Origin of the sequence: Streptomyces justiciae (assembly GCF_015163075.1) — a bacterium.
GTDB classification, from domain to species: Bacteria; Actinomycetota; Actinomycetes; order Streptomycetales; family Streptomycetaceae; genus Streptomyces; species Streptomyces justiciae.
Genome location: NZ_JADDXU010000014.1, coordinates 124,536 through 141,718 on the forward strand (window position 1 = coordinate 124,536; position 17,183 = coordinate 141,718).

Consider the following 17,183-nt stretch of genomic DNA (forward strand, 5'->3'; position numbering starts at 1 on the left):
AGGGATCTGGACTCCGGGCATGCCGAGGCGCACGACGTGCGCACGGCAGTCCTCTCTAGATCCGCAGGAGTTGGAGTTCCGCCAGGGACGGGGGAGCACGGGCCCCGTCCGGGTCCGCGACCGCACACGCCCGCAGTACGTCGTCCCGTACGACGCCGGCGACCGGGTCGGCCACGAGTGCGGGGAGCGCCGGGCCCCCGCTCACCGCGGCCGCCGAACAGGCCGCGTCGGCATGTGTCACATGCCCGGAGCCGCAGTGGCCCTCGCCACCACAGTCGTCGTGGGCCGCCGACACGGAGACGACGCCGGCCATCGGGGCGGAGTGCGGATGATCGCCCGGGAGGGCCACACCGGGGGCCAGGGCATGCATCCCCATGACCCCGGCCAGCACCATCAGCACGAGCAGCCCTCGCCACCGCCGCAGGGGCGGTCGTAGGCGCAGGGGCTCGGGACGGTTCACGGGGCACAGCCTAGGGGCAGGGGTGGCGGTCCCTGTGCGCAGGCCTCGAATACGCAGGTGAGAGGGCGTCGCCACCGAATGCGGGCGGCCAGACGAGCGCCGCCTCCGCGTCGCCGGCGCACCACACGGACCGAGCCGGTGGGGCGATCCGCGCGCGGTGCGAGCCGGGGCGGCAGGGGCACTGGCGTGCGGCGCGAGCCGAGCCGGTGAGGCAGCCATCTGTACGTCGGGCGACTCGAGCTGGTGAGGCTGCCGTCTGTGCGTAGTGCGGCTCCAGCCGGCAGAGCCACCGGCGCGCGGCCCGGACCAAGGCGACGAAGCCATCTGCGCGCGGCCCGAACTGAGCCGATGCCGCCACCGGCCAGCGGCGCAATGCGAGCCGGCGGAGTCACTCCTCCCCGAACAGCGCCTCCTGCTCCTCGAACATCTCCGCCGCCTCCTCCTTCTTCCCGTTCCGCACCCGCCGGTTCCGCGCCCCCACGACGACCGCCGTCATCGCGGCGGTCGCCGCCAGCGCCGTGGGGACCATCCAACCGCGGTCGAACACGTGCCCGACCGCATGGTCGAGGGAGAGGCGCCCGGGACCCGCGACGGCGAGGCCCGTGGCCGCCAGGCCCAGGGTCGCCGCGTACTCGAATCCGCCCTCTGCGTTGAAGAAGCCGTTGGGGGCGTGCACGGCGGAGGCCCCCGCCATCGCCCCGGCCGCCGCCGCACCCGCCGCCGGCGTCGCCAGGCCCAGCGCCAGCAGCGTCCCGCCACCGGCCTCCGCGAGGCCCGCCGCGGTCGCGCTGGCCTTGCCCGGCGCGTAGCCGACGGACTCCATGAACTGGCCGGTTCCCTCCAGACCATGGCCGCCGAACCAGCCGAACAGCTTCTGCGCGCCGTGCGCGGCCAGCACACCCCCGGTTCCCAGTCGGAGCAGCAGCAGGCCCAGATCACGTCGGTCGTACGTCGTCACGATGACTCCTGGAGAAGACGGCAAGAACAACCCCTCCCGCGTTTCCACCGTCGCACCCCTGACACCTCCCGGGGTCGCCCAGGGCCGCCGTTCGGGTGGCGGGCCCGGAACGGTGGTGTGAGTCTGACTGGCATGACGATTCAGACGTCCAAACTCAGCGACCCGGCCGTCCGCGCCTTCGTCGGTGCCGTCAACGCGCACGACCGGGACGGCTTCATGGCCCTCCTCGCCCCCGGCGCGACCATGTCGGACGACGGTTCCGACCGCGACCTCACCGACTGGATCGACCGCGAGATCTTCACCTCCCACGGTCACATGGAGGTCGACAACGAGTCCCGCGGCGGCCGCGACCTCATCGCCCGCTACAGCAACGACACGTGGGGCGAGATGCGCACCAAGTGGCACTTCGAGGTCGAGGACGACGGCAAGATCTCCCGCTTCGAGACCGGCCAGGCGTGACAGCCATCCCCGGGTTCGAGACCGGCCAGGCGTGACAGTCATCTCCCGCTTCGAGACCGGCCAGGCGTAACAGCCTGCGCGAAAGCCCTTGTCCTGGAGTGCGCTCCAACTCCTAGCGTCTTCCGCCATGGAGACCAACAGGACTTTGGGCCGCAGCGGTATCGACGTCAGCCCCCTCGGCTTCGGCTGCTGGGCCATCGGCGGTGAGTGGCAGGACCTCTCGGGCCGGCCGCTGGGCTGGGGCAAGGTCGACGACGAGGAGTCCGTACGGGCAGTCCACCGCGCCCTCGACCTCGGCGTCACCTTCTTCGACACCGCCGACACCTACGGCGCCGGACACAGCGAACGCGTCCTCGGCCGTGCGCTCGGCAAGCGCCGCGCCGACGTGGTCGTCGCCACCAAGTGGGGCAACCTTTTCGACGAGCAAACCCGCACCCTCAACGGCCAGGACGCGTCCGACACGTACGTCCGCGAAGCCCTCACGGCCTCCCTCGCCCGCCTCGGCACCGACTACGTCGACCTGTACCAGTTCCACCTCTCCGACGCGCACCCCGCGCACGGCGCCCGACTGCGGGACGCCTGCGAGGAGTTGGTGCGCGAGGGCCTGATCCGCGCCTACGCGTGGAGCACCGACGACCCGGCCCGCGCGGCGGTGTTCGCGGAGGGGGAGCACTGCGCGGCCGTGCAGCATGCGCTGAACGTCATGCAGGACGCGCCCGAAATGCTGGCCCTGTGCGAGGAGTTGGGGCTCGCGAGCGTCAACCGCAGCCCGCTGGCGATGGGGTTGCTCGCGGGCAAGCGCCAAGGCCCGCAGGACACCGGCGACATCCGCAGCCGGCCCCCGGCCTGGCTCCAGGGCTTCGGCGACGGCACCACGGCCGACCCGGAGTGGCTGACGAGGATCGACGCGCTCAAGGAGATCCTCACCAGCGACGGCCGTACGCTCGCGCAGGGCGCGTTGGCCTGGATCTGGGCCCGCAGCCCGCGGACGGTCCCGATCCCGGGCTTCCGTTCCGTCGCCCAGGCCGAACAGAACGCGGGAGCGATGGAGAAAGGGCCGCTCACCGCGGACCAGTTGACCGAGATCGACCGGATCCTGGAGCGGTGAGCGGCCCCGACCTCACTTCTAGTACTGCGCGTACGACTGCTGTTGCTGCTGCCGCTGCTCGGTCAGGGTGATCTGCCCCGCCTTGATCGTCGCCAGCCGAGGCGCCCGCCGGGCGATCGACGAGTCGTGCGTGACCATGATGAAGGTCAGCCCGTACTCGTGCCACAGGCCCTCCAGCAGGCCCATGATGTCGTCCCGGGTGCCCTCGTCGAGGTTGCCGGTCGGCTCGTCGGCGAGCAGGACCTTCGGCTTCTTCACCAGCGCGCGGGCGATGGCGACCCGCTGCTGCTGGCCACCGGACAGCTCGGCGGGGGCGTGGCCGAGCCGCTCACCCAGCCCCACGGACCGCAGCGCCTCCGCGGCCCGCTCCCGCCGCTCGGCCGGCTTCACGCCGAGCGGCACCAGGGCCGTCTCGACGTTCTCCTGAGCGGTCAGAGTCGGGATGAGGTTGAAGGACTGGAAGATGATGCCGATCTTCTCGGCCCGCAGCCGCGTCAGCTTCGCCTCGCTGATGCGCGCGAGGTCGACGCCGTCCAGCTCCACGCTGCCCTCGGTCGGCCGGTCCAGGCCGCCGATCATCTGCAACAGGGTCGACTTGCCGCCACCCGTGGGGCCCTGGATGACGAGCTGGTCGCCGTCCTCGATGGTGAGGTCGATGCCGCGCAGCGCCTCCACCGTCTCCTTGCCGCGCGAGTAGCGCTTGGTGACGCCGGTCAGTCTGTACATGGGGTGCTCTCCGTAAGTAAGGGGGACGGGGTGCCGCGGCCCGGGGGGAACGGTCGCGGCACCCCAGCTCGTGAAGGGATCAGGACACGCTGCGCAGCGCGTCCGCCGGCCGCATCCGGGAGGCCCGCCAGCCGCCCATCGCGCCGGCGATCAGACCGCCGGTCACGGCGAGGCCGACCGCGAGGGCGATGGTGGTCAGCGAGACGGGCGCGGAGAGCGCGATCTCCATGGTGTTCTGCGTGGACTGCTGGCCCGGACCGCCACCGCCGGGGCCGCCGCCCATGCCGCCACCGCCGCCGGTGTTGCCGAGCTGCGCGGTCAGCTTCGGGCTGATCGCGGTCACCGCGTAGGCCGCCGCGAGCCCCAGGCCGATGCCGAGGGCGCCACCGAGCAGACCGTTGACCATGGACTCGCCGACGACCTGCCGTGTCACCCGGCGGCTCGGCCAGCCGAGCGCCTTGAGCGTGCCGAACTCACGCACGCGACGGGACACGGCGGAGGAGGTCAGCAGCGCGGCGACCAGGAAGGCCGCGGCGAGCACCGCGATCGACAGCCACTTGCCCACGCTGGTCGCGAGGTTGGAGGCGGTGGAGAGGGAGCCGGAGACGGTGTCGGCGAGGTCGGCGGAGGTCGTCACCGTCGTACCGGAGATGTTCTTCTGGATCGTCGACTTGACGGTGTCGATCTGCTTGGAGTCGGTCGCCTTGACGTAGATCGTGGTGACCTTGTTCTTCGAGTCGCCGAGCGTCTGAGCCTGCTTCAGCGGCAGGTAGACGTCGGTGGTGGACTCGCTGCTGGAGGCCGTGGCGATGCCGATGATCGTGTACTTGGTGCCGGAGATCTTCAGGGTCTTGCCGACCTTGTACTTGTTCTCCTTGGCGTACGACTTGCTGAGCACCGCGACCTTCGCGTTGGTCTGCGCGGCCGTGAACGTCTTGCCGGAGGTGATCTCCATGCCGGCCAGCGGGCCGAGGGTCTGGTCCGTGACGTCGACGCCGGCGACGGAGTAGGAGTTCACGTCGAACGAGGCGCCGCCGCCCTGGACCTGGGGCGCGGCCGTGCTGTTGCCGCCGCTGCCGCCACCGGGGCCGCCCTGCCCCTGCGACTGGCTGTTCCCGGTCGTGGACTGCGCCTTGCCCTGGGTGAAGGAGCCGTCGACCTTGGTGACGTTGAGAGTGATCGCGCCGACCGCGTTCGCGACGCCGTCCTGCTTGGCCACCTTCGCCACCAGCGCGGCCTTGAGGGCCTGGCCGCCCTGGGTCATGACCCGGTCCGAACTCTGCGTCTCGTCACTGTCGTTGGACTTGGCGTCGAACTCGAAGTTCGGTCTGCCGGAGCTGTTGTCGGTGGGCGCCGACCGGGCCTTGGTGACGGTCATGTCGGTGCCGAGGCCGTACAGCGACTTCAGGACCTTGTCCTGAGCCTGAGTCATACCGGCCGACACCGAGTTGACGGTGATGACCAGCGCGATACCGAGCGCCAGACCCAGTGCGATGACCAGAGCCGCCTTCTTGCGCCGGCCCAGCTCGCGCTTGAGATAGATGCCAAACATCCCGTTCCTCGAGGTTCGTGGCGCCCGCGTGGTGGGCGCGGCCTCAAGTTAGGGACGAAATGTTGAGCAGCCGTGAGTAAGGGATGTGTGGGACCTGAGAGGCGATGTGCGTGAGCTGAGAATCCGCGAGCCGTCCCGAACTGCACGGCAGCCGTTCCACCCGCCGGTGTGCACCCCGCGGTCCCACGCGGAGCCCACCCCCAACCGGCGTGGTGGAACGGCTGCCGTCTCCCCCCTCGGTTTGGCCGGAAGCTCTCCACTCCAACTGTGAAGCTCTTGTGGAGGCGAGTTGAGCATAAGTCCGCTACCGGCCGCAATGGTGCGGAGTGAACGATTCCGGTTGTGCAAGTTGTAAAGCCACGAGGGCGCCGCGCAGGGCTCAGCCGCGGCCCACGTACGGCATCGCCGTCGCCAGCACCGTCGCGAACTGCACGTTCGCCGCGAGCGGCAGCTCCGCCATGTGCCGCACCGTGCGCGCCACGTCGGCGACGTCCATCACGGGCTCCGGCACGATCTCCCCGTTGGCCTGCAACGCACCCGTCTGCATCCGTGCCGTCATGTCGGTGGCCGCGTTGCCGATGTCGATCTGCCCGACCGCGATGCCGTACGGCCGCCCGTCCAGGGACAGCGACTTGGTGAGCCCGGTCAGGGCGTGCTTGGTCGCCGTGTAGGCGACGGAGTGCGGGCGGGGCGTATGGGCGGAGATGGACCCGTTGTTGATGATCCGGCCGCCCTGCGGGTCCTGCTCCTTCATCTGCCGGTACGCCGCCTGCGCGCACAGGAACGCCCCGTTGAGGTTGGTGTCCACCACGTGCCGCCAGGCGTCGTACGGCAGCTCCTCGACCGGCACCCCGCCGGGCCCGAACGTCCCCGCGTTGTTGAACAGCAGGTCCACCCGCCCGAACCGGTCCACGGCCGCCGCGAACAGCGCGGCCACGTCGTCCGGCCGAGCCACATCGGCGCGTACGACGAGAGCGGCGCCCTCGGGTGCCAGTGCCGCCGTCTCCTCCAGCGTCGCGGGGCGGCGCCCGGCCAGTGCCACGGACCAGCCGGCCCGCAGCAGCTCCACGGCGACGGCCCGTCCGATGCCGGAACCGGCGCCGGTCACCACGGCGATCTTCGATCCACTGTCAGTCATGGCATCGCAGCGTACGGGAGGACCGTCCGCTGGTCGGAACTCATGCGTCCGCCATCTGGATGTCATGAACGCGATAGACGCGGGTCGTCCCCGGCCACTCCAATGCCTCCTGCATGCATCCGTCAGGGGAGGACCGGAATGACACCCGCAGCACACCCGACCCAGCACGCGCCCGAACTCCGCGCCGTCGCACGCCACTTGAACCGGCGCCGCTTCCTCACCGTCGGCGGCGCGGCCGCCGCTCTCGCCTTCGCGGTGAACCTGCCCACCGCCGGCACCGCGGCCGCCGCCGAACTCGACCCCGCGCAGCTCACCGCCGACCCCTTCACCCTCGGCGTCGCCTCCGGCGACCCGCGGCCCGACTCGGTCCTGCTGTGGACCCGCCTCGCGCCGACCCCGTACCAGGCCGACGGCGGACTGCCCGCCGAGCGCGTCACCGTGGAGTGGGAGCTGGCCCTCGACGAGAGGTTCCGCAGCGTCGTCAGACGCGGCGCGGCCACCGCCCACCCCGAGTTCCACCACACCGTGCACGTCGAGGTCGGCCACCTCGCCCCCGGTCACGCGTACTACTACCGCTTCCGCGCCGGGAGTTGGATCAGCCCGGTCGGCCGCACCCGCACCGCCCCCGCCGAGCGCTCCCGGACCTCCGCCCTCACCTTCGCGCTGACCTCCTGCCAGCGCTACGACCAGGGCTACTGGACCGCCTACAAGCACCTCGCCGACGACGACGTGGACGTCGTCCTCCACCTCGGCGACTACCTCTACGAGTACGCGGTCAACGCGGTCGGCGGCGCCCGCGCCTACCCGGCCGGCACCCTCCCCGACCTCTTCAACCACGAGACGCTGACCCTGGAGGACTACCGCCTGCGGTACGCCCTCTACAAGACCGACCCCGACCTGCGCGCCGCGCACGCCGCGCACCCCTTCGTCGTCACCTGGGACGACCACGAGACCGAGAACAACTACGCGGGCGACACCCCCGAGAACAACGTCCCGCCGGAGGAGTTCCTGCTCCGCCGGGCCGCCGCCTACCGGGCCTACTGGGAGAACATGCCGCTGCGCCGCCCCCAGCTCCCCGACGGCCCCGACCTGCGGCTCTACCGGCGGCTGCACTGGGGGAGGCTCGCCCAGTTCGACGTCCTCGACACCCGCCAGTACCGCTCCAACCAGGCGTACGGCGACGGCTGGCAGTTCCCCGGCCCCGAATCGGAGGACCCGGGCCGCACGTTGACCGGGGACGCCCAGGAGAAGTGGCTGATCGACGGCTGGCACCGCTCGGACGCCGTCTGGAACGTCGTACCGCAGCAGGTCACCTTCTCCCGCCGCTACAACTCCACCACCCTGCCGTCCAAGGTCTCCATGGACTCCTGGGACGGCTACCCGGCCTCCCGCGAACGGGTGCTGGCCGGCGCGGAGGCAGCCGGGATCAGGAACCTGATGGTCCTCACCGGCGACGTCCACGTGCACTACGGCTTCGACATCAAGCGGGACTTCGAGGACCCCGACTCGAAGACCCTGGGCACGGAGATCGTCACGACGTCGATCAGCAGCGGCGGCAACGGCTCCGAGAAGCCGTCGAACTGGGCCACCTACCTGGCCGCCAACCCGCACCTGAAGTTCTACAACGGGCAGCGCGGCTACGCGACGGTGGCCCTCGACCGGGAGCGGGCGCGCGTCGACTACAAGACGGTGCCGTACATCACGACCCAGGGCGCGCCGCTCACCACCTACGCCTCCTTCGTGACCGAGGCCGACGACCAGGGGCTCAAGCCGGCGTGAGGCCGGAGTTCTCCTCGGTCTCGGACGGGTAGCGGACGCCGACGCGGTCCCTGATCGCGTCGAGCGTCCGCATCACGGCGAGCGTCCCGTCGAGCGGGACGAGCGGCGACTCGGTCTCGCCGGCCCGCAGCGCCCGCATCACCTCGGCGGCCTCGTGCTTGAGGCTGTTGCGGGGGCCTGCCGCCGGGTCGGCCTTGAACTCCTCGGGGTCACGGCCGTCCCGGTGCAGCACGAACCGGTCCGGGAAGAAGAAGCCGTACGGCACGTCGATGCGGCCCTCGGAGCCGGTGATCGAGGCCGAGGTCGCCGTACCGCCGATGATGGAGCAGTGCACCGAAGCGAGAGCGCCGCTCTCGAAGGAGAGCAGTGCACCCGTCTGGAGATCGACGCCCTCGTCGGAGAGCACTGCTCTCGCCGCCACGTCGGACGGCTCGCCGAGCAGCAGCTGAGCGAAGGACACCGGGTACACGCCGAGGTCGAGGAGCGCGCCGCCGCCCTGCGCGGGGTCGCGGAGCCGGTGCGAGGGCGGGAAGGGCCCGGCCAGCCCGAAGTCGGCCTGCACACTGCGCACTTCACCGATCGCCCCGTCGTCCACCAGCGCCTTCAGCTGCCGGACCAGCGGGTTGCAGTACATCCACATCGCTTCCATCAGGAAGCTCCCGCGCTCCCGCGCCAGCGCGACGAGCTCCTCGGCCTCGCGGGCGTTCAGTGTGAACGCCTTCTCGCACAGCACGTTCCGCCCGGCCTCCAGACACAGCCCGGCGGCGGCCCGGTGCGCCGAGTGCGGAGTGGCGACGTACACGACATCGATGTCCGCGTCCTCGGCCAGCGCACCCCACTCGCCGTACGCCCGCTCGATCCCGAACCGGTCCGCGAACGCCTTCGCCGACTCCTCGCTGCGCGAGGCCACCGCCACGACCTCCGCGTCCGGCAGGTCCACCAGATCCGCCGTGAACGCCGCCGCGATCCCGCCCGTCGCCAGAATGCCCCAGCGCACGTTTCTCTCCGCCATCCCGCTGCCCGCCCCTGCTCGCGTTGGTTCGCGTGACCCTCGCCACTGTGTACGAACTGAGAGCATAGGTGGCGGACCACGCGGGACACCGGGAGAGGGAGGGGCGCATGCCCGAGTGCGGGGCATCGACACCGGAGCTGAAGAACGAGGCGGCCGTACCGGAGACGGAGACGGCCGCCCCTGCTGTGCGCCGCACCGGCCTGCTCGTCACCTTCATCCTCGGCGGCCTGACCGCCACGCCCCCGCTGGCGATGGACATGTACCTCCCCTCGCTGCCGGAGGTCACGAAGTCGCTGCACGCCCCCGCGGCGACCGTCCAGCTCACCCTCACCGCCTGCCTCGCCGGCATGGCCCTCGGACAGCTGGTGGTCGGCCCGATGAGCGACCGCTGGGGCCGCCGCCGCCCGCTCCTCGTCGGCCTGGTCGTCTACGTCCTCGCCACCGCCCTGTGCGCCCTCGCCCCGACCGTCGAGACGCTGGTCGCGTTCCGGCTGACGCAGGGCCTCGCGGGCGCGGCCGGGATAGTCATCGCCCGGGCCGTCGTACGCGACCTCTACGACGGGGTCGCCATGGCCCGCTTCTTCTCCACCCTCATGCTGATCGGCGGCGTCGCCCCGATCGTGGCGCCGCTCGTCGGCGGCCAGATCCTGCGGGTGACGGACTGGCGGGGCGTGTTCGTCGTCCTCACGGTCATCGGGGCGCTGCTCGCCGGGCTGGTGTGGGCGCGGCTCCCGGAGACGCTCCCGGTGGAGGTGCGGCACGTCGGCGGCGTCGGCGAGGCCCTGCGCTCGATGCGCGCTCTGCTCGCCGACCTGCCCTTCGCCGGTTACATGCTCACCGGCGGCTTCGCCTTCGCCGCGCTGTTCGCCTACATCTCGGCCTCGCCGTTCGTGATCCAGGAGATCTACGGCGCCTCGCCGCAGACGTTCAGCCTGCTGTTCGGCGTCAACTCGGTCGGCCTGGTGGCCGTGGGCCAGATCAACGGCAAGCTGCTGGTCGGGCGGGTCAGCCTGGAGACGGTGCTCGGTGCGGGCCTCGCGATCGTGACCGGCGCCGCGGCGGCGCTGCTGCTGATGTCGCTGGGCGTCTTCGGCGAGGTGGGCCTGGCCCCGGTGGCGGCGGCGCTCTTCGTCCTGATGTCGGCGATGGGGCTGGCCCTCCCCAACGCCCAGTCCCTCGCCCTGCTGCGCACCAAGCACGCGGCGGGCTCCGCGTCCGCCCTGCTCGGCACGTCCTCCTTCCTCATCGGCGCGATCGCCTCCCCGCTGGTCGGGATCGCCGGGGAGGGAACCGCTGTCCCGATGGCCGTCGTCCAGTTGTCGGCAGCACTGGTAGCGCTTACCTGTTTCATGGGAATGTGCCGTCCTTGGAACAGACGTGCGAGTGTGGAGGGAGCGGAGAGCTGAGCGCGCCGAGACTGCGCAGCGACACACCGGAACGGGCCGGACTGGACCCGGAGGAACTGCGGCTCCTCGTCCAGGACGTCCACGACCTCACCACCGGCGAACGCCCCTGGGCCGCGGGCGCGGTCGTCGTGGCCGGCCGGGGGCCGGTCGTCGCCGTGGAGGAGGCGGCGGGCTGGGCGGTCCGGTACGCGTCGTACGACCCGGAGGCGGACGCGGGGGTGGAGCTGCCGCGCAGGAGCCGCGTCCCGATGACGACGGACACGCCCTTCGACCTGGCCTCCCTCACCAAGCTGTTCACGGCGGTCGCCGCGATCCAGCAGATCGAGCGGGGCACGCTCGGCATAGACGCGAGGGTGGGCGCGTACCTGCCCGACTTCCGGGCGGCGGCCGAACACAACATCACCGTCCGCGAACTCCTCACCCACACCTCGGGCCTGCGCCCCGAACTCCCGCTGTACGACTACCCGGACGACACGACCCGCCTCGCGGCCCTCCAGTCGGAGCCCCCCATCGGCGTGCCGGGCACGTACTGCTACTCAGACCTCAATCTCCTGCTCCTCCAACACGTCCTGGAACGCATCACGGGCCGCACCCTCGACGTCCTGATCCACGACGGCATCACGCGCCCCCTGGGCATGACGTCCACGACGTTCGGTCCCTGCCCCGGAGCGGCGGCGACGGAGGACCAGCGCCGCCCCTGGGCGAAGGCGGACCGAGGCATGCTGCGAGGCGTGGTCCATGACGAGAACGCGTGGGCCCTCGGCGGGGTGGCCGGTCACGCGGGCCTCTTCTCCACGGCCCACGACCTCGCGGTGTTCTGCCGCACGATCCTGGCAGGCGGCTCGTACGGCCCGGCCCGCATCCTGGGCCCCGACTTCGTGGAACTGCTCCTGACCCCACCGGGCCTGGGCTTCGCCCTGGACCAGCCATGGTTCATGGGCGAACTGGCGGGCAGAGGCGCCGCCGGCCACACGGGCTTCACGGGAACGTCCCTGGTCCTGGACCGCGCAACGGACACGTTCCTGGTCCTCCTGGCCAACACGGTCCACCCGAGACGCCGCCCGGCGGCGAACGGGCCTAGGGCGGGGGCGGCGACGAGGGTGGCACGGGCGGTACGGGAGAAGTGAACGCGGCGTTTGAGGACGAGCCGACACCTTTCAACGCCGGTCCGCATCTCTCAGCCCGTCCGGCGTTTGAGGACGAGGCCCCTTCAGGCCGAAGCGGGGGTCTGGGGGCGGCGGCCCCCAGGGACAGCGGGGTCGAAGGGGCGGCAGCCCCTGGGATGGGACGGGTAGGGGCGGCGGGGGCGAGGAAACCGCAAGGCCCGCCCCAGCGCGCCGCGCCCATAGAATCGCCGGGTGAACGTCCCCGTACCCCCGGCCGAGTCCCTCCGTGCCGCGCTTGCCGGACTGCTCGACGGTCTTCCGCCCCGGCAGGCCGCCCAGGCCGTGGAGCGGCTGATCGCCAACTACCGCGGGGCCACCCCGACCGACGCCCCGATCCTCCGCGACCGCGCGGACGTCGCCGCTTACGCCGCCTATCGGATGCCCGCCACCTTCGAGGCCGTGCGGTCGGCGCTGGAGGAGTTCGCGGCGGCCGCCCCCGACTGGGCGCCGGACAGCCATGTGGACGTCGGCGGTGGCACCGGTGCCGCGACCTGGGCCGTCACCGCCACCTGGGACGGCACCCGCCCGGTCACCGTCCTCGACTGGGCCGAACCCGCACTCGCCCTGGGCCGCGAGATCGCCGGCGCCAACCCGGCGCTCAGCGCGGCGAAGTGGCACCGCTCTCGCATCGGAGCAGCGCTCACCATCGAGAGCACCGATCTCGTCACCGTCTCCTACGTCCTCAACGAACTCACCCCCGCCGACCGCACCGCCCTCGTCGACGCCGCCGCCAGCGCCGCGCAGGCCGTGGTGATCGTCGAGGCCGGCACCCCGGCCGGCTACGCCCGCGTCATCGAGGCCAGGGACCGACTCGTCGCCGCCGGCTTCCACGTCGCCGCCCCCTGCCCGCACAGCGCCCGCTGCCCGATCGTCCCCGGCGAGGACTGGTGCCACTTCTCGGCCCGGGTCAGCCGCTCCTCCCTGCACCGCAAGGTCAAGGGCGGCTCCCTCGCCTACGAGGACGAGAAGTTCAGCTACGTCGCCGCCACCCGCTTCCCCGTCACCCCGGCCGCCGCCCGCATCGTCCGCCGCCCCCAGATCCGCAAGGGCCAGGTCCTCCTCGACCTGTGCGAGCCGGACGAGCGCCTGACCCGCACGACGGTCACCAAACGCCACGGCGACCTGTACAAGGCGGCACGGGACGCGGACTGGGGCGACGCGTGGCCGCCGTACACCGAGGAGCCGTGACACCGGCAGCGGTACGGTCGCTCCATGGTCAAGAAGCCCGCCTCCGACTCCACCCGCCGCAGCGAGAGGTCCCGCCGCGCGATCTACGACGCCGCCCTCGCACTCGTCGTCGAGGTCGGCTACCCGAAGACCACGATCGAGGGCATCGCGGCCCGCGCAGGTGTCGGCAAGCAGACGATCTACCGGTGGTGGTCCTCGAAGGCGGACGTACTCCTCGAGGCGTTCCTCGACCTCTTCGCCCAGGCCTCGCGGGAGGCGGGCGCGGAACCGTACGTCATCCCGGACACCGGTGACCTCGCCGCCGACATCAAGGCCGTGCTGCGGGCCACCGTCGACCAGCTGAAGGACCCCCGGTACGCGGCGCCTTCACGGGCCCTGGCCGCCGAAGGGCTGGTCGACGAGGAACTCGGCCGCAGGTGCGCGGCCATGCTCATGGAGCCGTCCCTCCAGCTCTACGTCGACCGGCTGCGCGCCGCGCAGCGGGCCGGCGAGGTGCGCCCGGACATCGACCCGCGCATCGCCTTGGAATTCTTCATCTCTCCGCTGGCCCAGCGCTGGCTCCAGCACACCGGCCCGATCTCGTACGAGTACACCGACACCCTCGTCGACTACGCCCTCCACGGCCTCGCACCCCGCTGAGCCGGCCGCACGGGCACCCGCGCCAGCCGTCCGGGCGCATCCGTGATGACGCCGTTGCAGCCGAGGGCCAGCACCCGGTCCCGCTGCCTCGGCGTGACCACCGTGTGCGCCCACACCCACCGGACGCCGGACCGCACCGCCCGCCGCAGATCCTCGTCGCGCGCCCTGAAGTCGACGTCGAGGACATCGACGTACGACCGCCACCGCTCGGGCCGGTCCGCGCGCAGCTGCTCCGCCGAGCGCCACAGCTGCGTCAGCAGCCCCAGGGCGTGCGCCCGCCTGGCCAGCGCCGGGTCGTTGGAGTTCACGAAGACCGAGCGGGTCAGCCCGCGCGAGCGGAGCAGCGCCGCCAGCGGACGCAGGCTGGGCGGGTCCTTCGCCTCCAGCATCAGCAGGACCCGCCCGCCGAGCCTGTCCAGCACCTCCGCCACCGTCGGCGGCCGCTCCGAGCGCCAGCTGCCCGGCAGGGACGCCTTCGGCCGCAGCCGTACGCCCCGCCACTCCCGGCCGTCCAGGCCGCGCACCTCGCCGCCCAGATAGGTCGTGCGGTTGAGGAGCGGGTCGTGCATCACCACCAGCGTGCCGTCGCGCAGCATCCGGGTGTCGAAGTCCAGCACCTGCGCGGTCCCGCGGCCGTAGGCCGCCATCAGGCCCGACATGCTGTTCTCGGGGACCTCGCGGGCACCGCCGCGATGGGCGACGTACGTCACACGCGGCAGCGAGTCCACCGTCAGCGGACCGGTGCCCCACTCCAGCGGGGCCGCCGGCCCGGTGAGCGGGACCAGGGAGGCCGCCGACGCCAGGACCGTCAGCGTGATCCTTGTGACCATGGCGACAACGGTAGGCACGGCAGGGGGTTATATCTCGGCAAAGCGGGTCATGGCGCGCGATCCGTCGCCCCGGTGCGCCCTGTCCCACCTACCCCGGTTGTCGGCTCCGGCCCCCCGGAGCGCAGGATGGTGGGACGATAAGGCATGCTGTCCGCACACAGCGAGGCGAGGGGATAGATGAGCCAGGAGTTCGGCGGCCGGACCGGCCTTCAGGGCAAACTCACCCAGTGGCTGCGCGGACGCCGCCCCAAGGAGGCCGCCGACGACAGCGGCCGTGAGGCCCTGCTGCTGGCCGCCGCCGGAGCGGGACTGCCGCTCGCGCCCGCCGCGCACCCGGCTCCCGGCTACCGCTGCTCCTGCGACCGGGTCGGCTGTCCGACCCCCGCCCGGCACCCCGTCTCCTTCGCGTGGCAGACGCAGTCCACCACCGACCGCGGCCAGATCGAGCGCTGGGCCCGGCATCAGCCGCAGGCCAACTTCATCACCGCCACCGGCATGGTCCACGACGTCCTGGACGTCCCCCTGGAGGCGGGCCTGGAGGCCATGGAGCGGCTGCTCGCCTCCGGCATCGAGGTCGGCCCGATCGCCGAGAGCAGCGACGGCCGCCTCCTCTTCTTCACCCTCACCCGCGGCACCCCCGAGGACGAGGACGAGTGGTGGCCCTGCGAGCTGGACTGCCACCCAGAGACGATGGACGAGCACCCCGGACTGCGCTGGCACTGCCGGGGGTCGTACGTCCTCGTCCCGCCCGCGCAACTGCCCGGTGAGGGCCAGTCCGTGCACTGGGTTCGCGGCCTCGAACACCCGCTGCCCGACCCGCTGAGCCTCCTCGAGGTCCTCACCGACGCCTGCGCCCGCCACGCCGGCGCGGAGCCCGACCACGCCTCCGCGGCCTGGCCCCTGCGCGGCTGAAACGCCGTAGCGGCTATTCGCCCTTGGCGGCCGTCAGGCCCTGGATGCGGCCCAGCAGCTTCACCTGGCCGCCGGCCGCGCCCTTCGGCGGGTCCAGGGCGATCTCGTTGGAGATCGACTCCAGCGTCAGCGACTGCTTGACCTCACCGGTCGTCAGCGCCTGCACGGCCGCCGTCTGGGTGGGCACCGAGGTGCCGGGGGCTGCGGTCTGCTTCTCGTAGTGGCGCGTGGTGAAGAACACCGCCGCGCCGCCGTCCTTGGTCCGCAACGCCAGCGGGGCGTAGGCGCCGTTGATGAGCGGTTCGTCGATGTACTGCCGGACCAGACCGGGCTTCTTGGCCTGCTTCTCCCGCGCGGTGCGCCAGCCGCTGGTGTGCGCGCCGTCCGCGAAGACCTTGCCCTTGCCGTCCTGGAGGTACGTCGCGTAGTCCTGGCTCAATTCCTTGGGCGCGACGGCCAGTTCGGGGGAGTTCGGGGCGATCGCCTCGGCCCAGCCGTCCTCGTCGGTCTTGAACTCCGGTACGTCGTCCGGGGCGACCAGCGTCAAGTACGCCGCCTGGAACGGCTCGTTGAGGCCGTTGCGGGTGAAGACGAACAGCCAGCGCGCGGTGCCGCCCTTGTTGGCGGCCGCGTCCGCGACGAACCAGCGCGGCCAGCCCGCCTTCTCGGTGATCGTGTACTTCACGTCGGACAGCTTCAGCGGCGTGTGTGACGGGTTGCCGTCCGGGCTGGTCACCGAACCGGCCTTCAGGCGCGCCGCGTCGATGTCACCGAGGGGCCCGGTGACATGGTCCGCGTCCAGTGAACTGTCGTACGCCTTGTCAGCGGCGTTGTACGCGGTCGTGAACTCCTGAAGTGCCTTCGCGGCCTCGGCCTTGGTCGTCGCGGGGAGTACTTCGCGCTCCCCGTGCACCACCACGCACCCGCTCGCCGTCAGCGACAAAGCGGTCACCGAGGCCGCTATCAGCGCCCTTCGGTCAAGATTGCGAAGCCTTCGAGGGCTGCGATCCCTGCTCATCGGGTACCTTCACCTTCCCCTTCCCGGAGGCGAACCCTACCGGGGCGAGGAACAGGGCGAGCGTCGGGATCAAGTACAGCAGCCACACCGTGACCTGGAGGACCGTCGGGTCCGGCTGGAAGTTGAAGACGCCCTTGAGCAGGGTGCCGTACCAGCTGTCCGGCGGGATGGCGCCGGAGATGTCGAAGGCCCGGTTCGTCAGCCCCGGCAGCCAGCCGGCCTCCTGGAGGTCGTGGAAGCCGTACGCCAGCACACCCGCGGCGACGACGACCAGCATGCCGCCGGTCCAGGTGAAGAACTTGGCGAGGTTGATCTTCAGCGCGCCCCGGTAGAACAGCCAGCCCAGCGCGACCGCCGTGGCGATGCCGAGCCCGGCGCCGATCACCGGACGCGGGGTGCCGTCACTGGCCGCGTGCACCGACGTCCACACGAACAGGGACGTCTCCAGGCCCTCCCGGCCGACGGCGAGGAACGCGGTGGCGACGAGTGCGCCGGTGCCCATCTGCAGGGCCGCGTCGAGCTTGCCGTGCAGCTCGGACTTCAGATGCCGGGCGGTGCGCCGCATCCAGAAGACCATCCACGTCACCAGGCAGACCGCGATGATCGACAGGGAGCCGCCGAGCGCCTCCTGCGCCTCGAACGTCAGCTCCTGGGAGCCGAATTCGAGCGCGCAGCCGAAGCCGAGCGCGAGCGCGACGGCGACGCCGATGCCGATCCAGATGGGCTTCAGCGCGTCCGTGCGGCCCGTCTTCACCAGGTAGGCGATGAGGATGCAGACGACGAGAGAGGCCTCCAGGCCCTCGCGCAGACCGATCAGGTAGTTGGAGAACAC

At 71.7% G+C, this 17,183-nt stretch carries 17 protein-coding genes; 8 read left to right on the forward strand and 9 right to left on the reverse strand.

Translation table 11 applies throughout. From position 1 onward, the window contains the following. Window positions 1-55: 55 nt before the first annotated feature. Together IQ210_RS32930 and IQ210_RS32935 are read right to left on the reverse strand one after the other, a co-directional pair. Window positions 56-460, reverse strand: coding sequence for a DUF6153 family protein (locus IQ210_RS32930; protein ID WP_322657221.1), 405 nt, complete (start codon window positions 458-460; stop codon window positions 56-58). Between the two features lie 388 nt (window positions 461-848). Next, complete coding sequence (locus IQ210_RS32935) at window positions 849-1,418, reverse strand: DoxX family protein (protein ID WP_194082834.1); 570 nt, start codon at window positions 1,416-1,418, stop codon at window positions 849-851. A gap of 132 nt (window positions 1,419-1,550) precedes the next feature. On the opposite strand from IQ210_RS32935, the gene IQ210_RS32940 reads away from it, so the two are divergent. Both IQ210_RS32940 and IQ210_RS32945 read left to right on the forward strand, forming a co-directional pair. After that, on the forward strand, window positions 1,551-1,877 hold the full coding sequence (locus IQ210_RS32940; protein WP_079306418.1) for a nuclear transport factor 2-like protein: 327 nt from the start codon (window positions 1,551-1,553) through the stop codon (window positions 1,875-1,877). 127 nt (window positions 1,878-2,004) lie between these two features. Further along, window positions 2,005-2,985 (forward strand): aldo/keto reductase, encoded by a 981-nt coding sequence (locus tag IQ210_RS32945; RefSeq protein WP_194082835.1) that lies wholly within the window; start codon window positions 2,005-2,007, stop codon window positions 2,983-2,985. An 18-nt stretch (window positions 2,986-3,003) separates the two neighbouring features. On the opposite strand, the gene IQ210_RS32950 is transcribed toward IQ210_RS32945, so the two are convergent. The 3 genes from IQ210_RS32950 to IQ210_RS32960 all read right to left on the reverse strand — a co-directional run bounded on the left by IQ210_RS32950 (window position 3,004) and on the right by IQ210_RS32960 (window position 6,401). Next, window positions 3,004-3,711 (reverse strand): ABC transporter ATP-binding protein, encoded by a 708-nt coding sequence (locus tag IQ210_RS32950; RefSeq protein ID WP_194082836.1) that lies wholly within the window; start codon window positions 3,709-3,711, stop codon window positions 3,004-3,006. Between the two features lie 79 nt (window positions 3,712-3,790). Beyond that, window positions 3,791-5,263 carry an ABC transporter permease gene (locus tag IQ210_RS32955; protein WP_194082837.1) on the reverse strand — a complete coding sequence of 491 codons (1,473 nt, stop codon included), beginning with the start codon at window positions 5,261-5,263 and terminating at the stop codon, window positions 3,791-3,793. 379 nt (window positions 5,264-5,642) lie between these two features. Further along, entirely contained in the window at window positions 5,643-6,401 is a 759-nt protein-coding gene (locus tag IQ210_RS32960) for an SDR family oxidoreductase (RefSeq protein ID WP_194082838.1), read from the reverse strand. A 138-nt stretch (window positions 6,402-6,539) separates the two neighbouring features. Here IQ210_RS32960 and IQ210_RS32965 point away from each other — a divergent pair, with 138 nt between their 5' ends. Further along, a complete protein-coding gene (locus IQ210_RS32965) occupies window positions 6,540-8,180 on the forward strand; it encodes an alkaline phosphatase D family protein (protein WP_194082839.1) in 1,641 nt (546 codons plus the stop codon). On the opposite strand, the gene IQ210_RS32970 is transcribed toward IQ210_RS32965, so the two are convergent. Then, window positions 8,167-9,192, reverse strand: coding sequence for a Gfo/Idh/MocA family protein (locus IQ210_RS32970; protein ID WP_194082840.1), 1,026 nt, complete (start codon window positions 9,190-9,192; stop codon window positions 8,167-8,169). The two genes, IQ210_RS32965 and IQ210_RS32970, sit on opposite strands and share 14 nt — an antisense overlap. A gap of 107 nt (window positions 9,193-9,299) precedes the next feature. On the opposite strand from IQ210_RS32970, the gene IQ210_RS32975 reads away from it, so the two are divergent. The 4 genes from IQ210_RS32975 to IQ210_RS32990 all read left to right on the forward strand — a co-directional run bounded on the left by IQ210_RS32975 (window position 9,300) and on the right by IQ210_RS32990 (window position 13,591). Then, window positions 9,300-10,598 carry a multidrug effflux MFS transporter gene (locus tag IQ210_RS32975; protein ID WP_194082841.1) on the forward strand — a complete coding sequence of 433 codons (1,299 nt, stop codon included), beginning with the start codon at window positions 9,300-9,302 and terminating at the stop codon, window positions 10,596-10,598. Next, entirely contained in the window at window positions 10,550-11,725 is a 1,176-nt protein-coding gene (locus tag IQ210_RS32980; RefSeq protein ID WP_194082842.1) for a serine hydrolase domain-containing protein, read from the forward strand. The genes IQ210_RS32975 and IQ210_RS32980 overlap by 49 nt, the downstream gene beginning before the upstream one ends. A gap of 231 nt (window positions 11,726-11,956) precedes the next feature. Then, window positions 11,957-12,952 carry a small ribosomal subunit Rsm22 family protein gene (locus tag IQ210_RS32985; protein ID WP_194082843.1) on the forward strand — a complete coding sequence of 332 codons (996 nt, stop codon included), beginning with the start codon at window positions 11,957-11,959 and terminating at the stop codon, window positions 12,950-12,952. Window positions 12,953-12,976: 24 nt separating this feature from the next. Next, window positions 12,977-13,591 carry a TetR/AcrR family transcriptional regulator gene (locus IQ210_RS32990; protein WP_194082844.1) on the forward strand — a complete coding sequence of 205 codons (615 nt, stop codon included), beginning with the start codon at window positions 12,977-12,979 and terminating at the stop codon, window positions 13,589-13,591. Here the strand turns inward: IQ210_RS32990 and IQ210_RS32995 are convergent. Next, window positions 13,561-14,421 carry a glycerophosphodiester phosphodiesterase gene (locus tag IQ210_RS32995; protein WP_194082845.1) on the reverse strand — a complete coding sequence of 287 codons (861 nt, stop codon included), beginning with the start codon at window positions 14,419-14,421 and terminating at the stop codon, window positions 13,561-13,563. The two genes, IQ210_RS32990 and IQ210_RS32995, sit on opposite strands and share 31 nt — an antisense overlap. Window positions 14,422-14,598: 177 nt before the next feature. Between IQ210_RS32995 and IQ210_RS33000 the strand changes: the two genes are divergently transcribed. Further along, window positions 14,599-15,333 carry a bifunctional DNA primase/polymerase gene (locus IQ210_RS33000; protein WP_194082846.1) on the forward strand — a complete coding sequence of 245 codons (735 nt, stop codon included), beginning with the start codon at window positions 14,599-14,601 and terminating at the stop codon, window positions 15,331-15,333. Window positions 15,334-15,346: 13 nt separating this feature from the next. Here the strand turns inward: IQ210_RS33000 and IQ210_RS33005 are convergent, their stop codons facing one another. Further along, window positions 15,347-16,351, reverse strand: a complete 1,005-nt coding sequence (locus tag IQ210_RS33005; protein ID WP_194082847.1) for a hypothetical protein — start codon at window positions 16,349-16,351, stop codon at window positions 15,347-15,349. Next, window positions 16,311-17,183 carry an iron uptake transporter permease EfeU gene (gene efeU / locus IQ210_RS33010; RefSeq protein WP_194082848.1) on the reverse strand — a complete coding sequence of 291 codons (873 nt, stop codon included), beginning with the start codon at window positions 17,181-17,183 and terminating at the stop codon, window positions 16,311-16,313. Before efeU ends, IQ210_RS33005 begins: the two co-directional genes overlap by 41 nt.

Excerpts from the sequence above, each read along its gene's own strand:
- IQ210_RS32940 (WP_079306418.1), top strand. The coding sequence starts at position 1,551 with ATGACGATTCAGACGTCCAAACTCAGCGACCCGGCCGTCCGCGCCTTC.
- IQ210_RS32945 (WP_194082835.1), top strand. The coding sequence starts at position 2,005 with ATGGAGACCAACAGGACTTTGGGCCGCAGCGGTATCGACGTCAGCCCC.
- IQ210_RS32950 (WP_194082836.1), bottom strand. The coding sequence starts at position 3,711 with ATGTACAGACTGACCGGCGTCACCAAGCGCTACTCGCGCGGCAAGGAG.
- IQ210_RS32955 (WP_194082837.1), bottom strand. The coding sequence starts at position 5,263 with ATGTTTGGCATCTATCTCAAGCGCGAGCTGGGCCGGCGCAAGAAGGCG.
- IQ210_RS32960 (WP_194082838.1), bottom strand. The coding sequence starts at position 6,401 with ATGACTGACAGTGGATCGAAGATCGCCGTGGTGACCGGCGCCGGTTCC.
- IQ210_RS32965 (WP_194082839.1), top strand. The coding sequence starts at position 6,540 with ATGACACCCGCAGCACACCCGACCCAGCACGCGCCCGAACTCCGCGCC.
- IQ210_RS32970 (WP_194082840.1), bottom strand. The coding sequence starts at position 9,192 with ATGGCGGAGAGAAACGTGCGCTGGGGCATTCTGGCGACGGGCGGGATC.
- IQ210_RS32975 (WP_194082841.1), top strand. The coding sequence starts at position 9,300 with ATGCCCGAGTGCGGGGCATCGACACCGGAGCTGAAGAACGAGGCGGCC.
- IQ210_RS32990 (WP_194082844.1), top strand. The coding sequence starts at position 12,977 with ATGGTCAAGAAGCCCGCCTCCGACTCCACCCGCCGCAGCGAGAGGTCC.
- IQ210_RS32995 (WP_194082845.1), bottom strand. The coding sequence starts at position 14,421 with ATGGTCACAAGGATCACGCTGACGGTCCTGGCGTCGGCGGCCTCCCTG.
- IQ210_RS33000 (WP_194082846.1), top strand. The coding sequence starts at position 14,599 with ATGAGCCAGGAGTTCGGCGGCCGGACCGGCCTTCAGGGCAAACTCACC.
- IQ210_RS33005 (WP_194082847.1), bottom strand. The coding sequence starts at position 16,351 with ATGAGCAGGGATCGCAGCCCTCGAAGGCTTCGCAATCTTGACCGAAGG.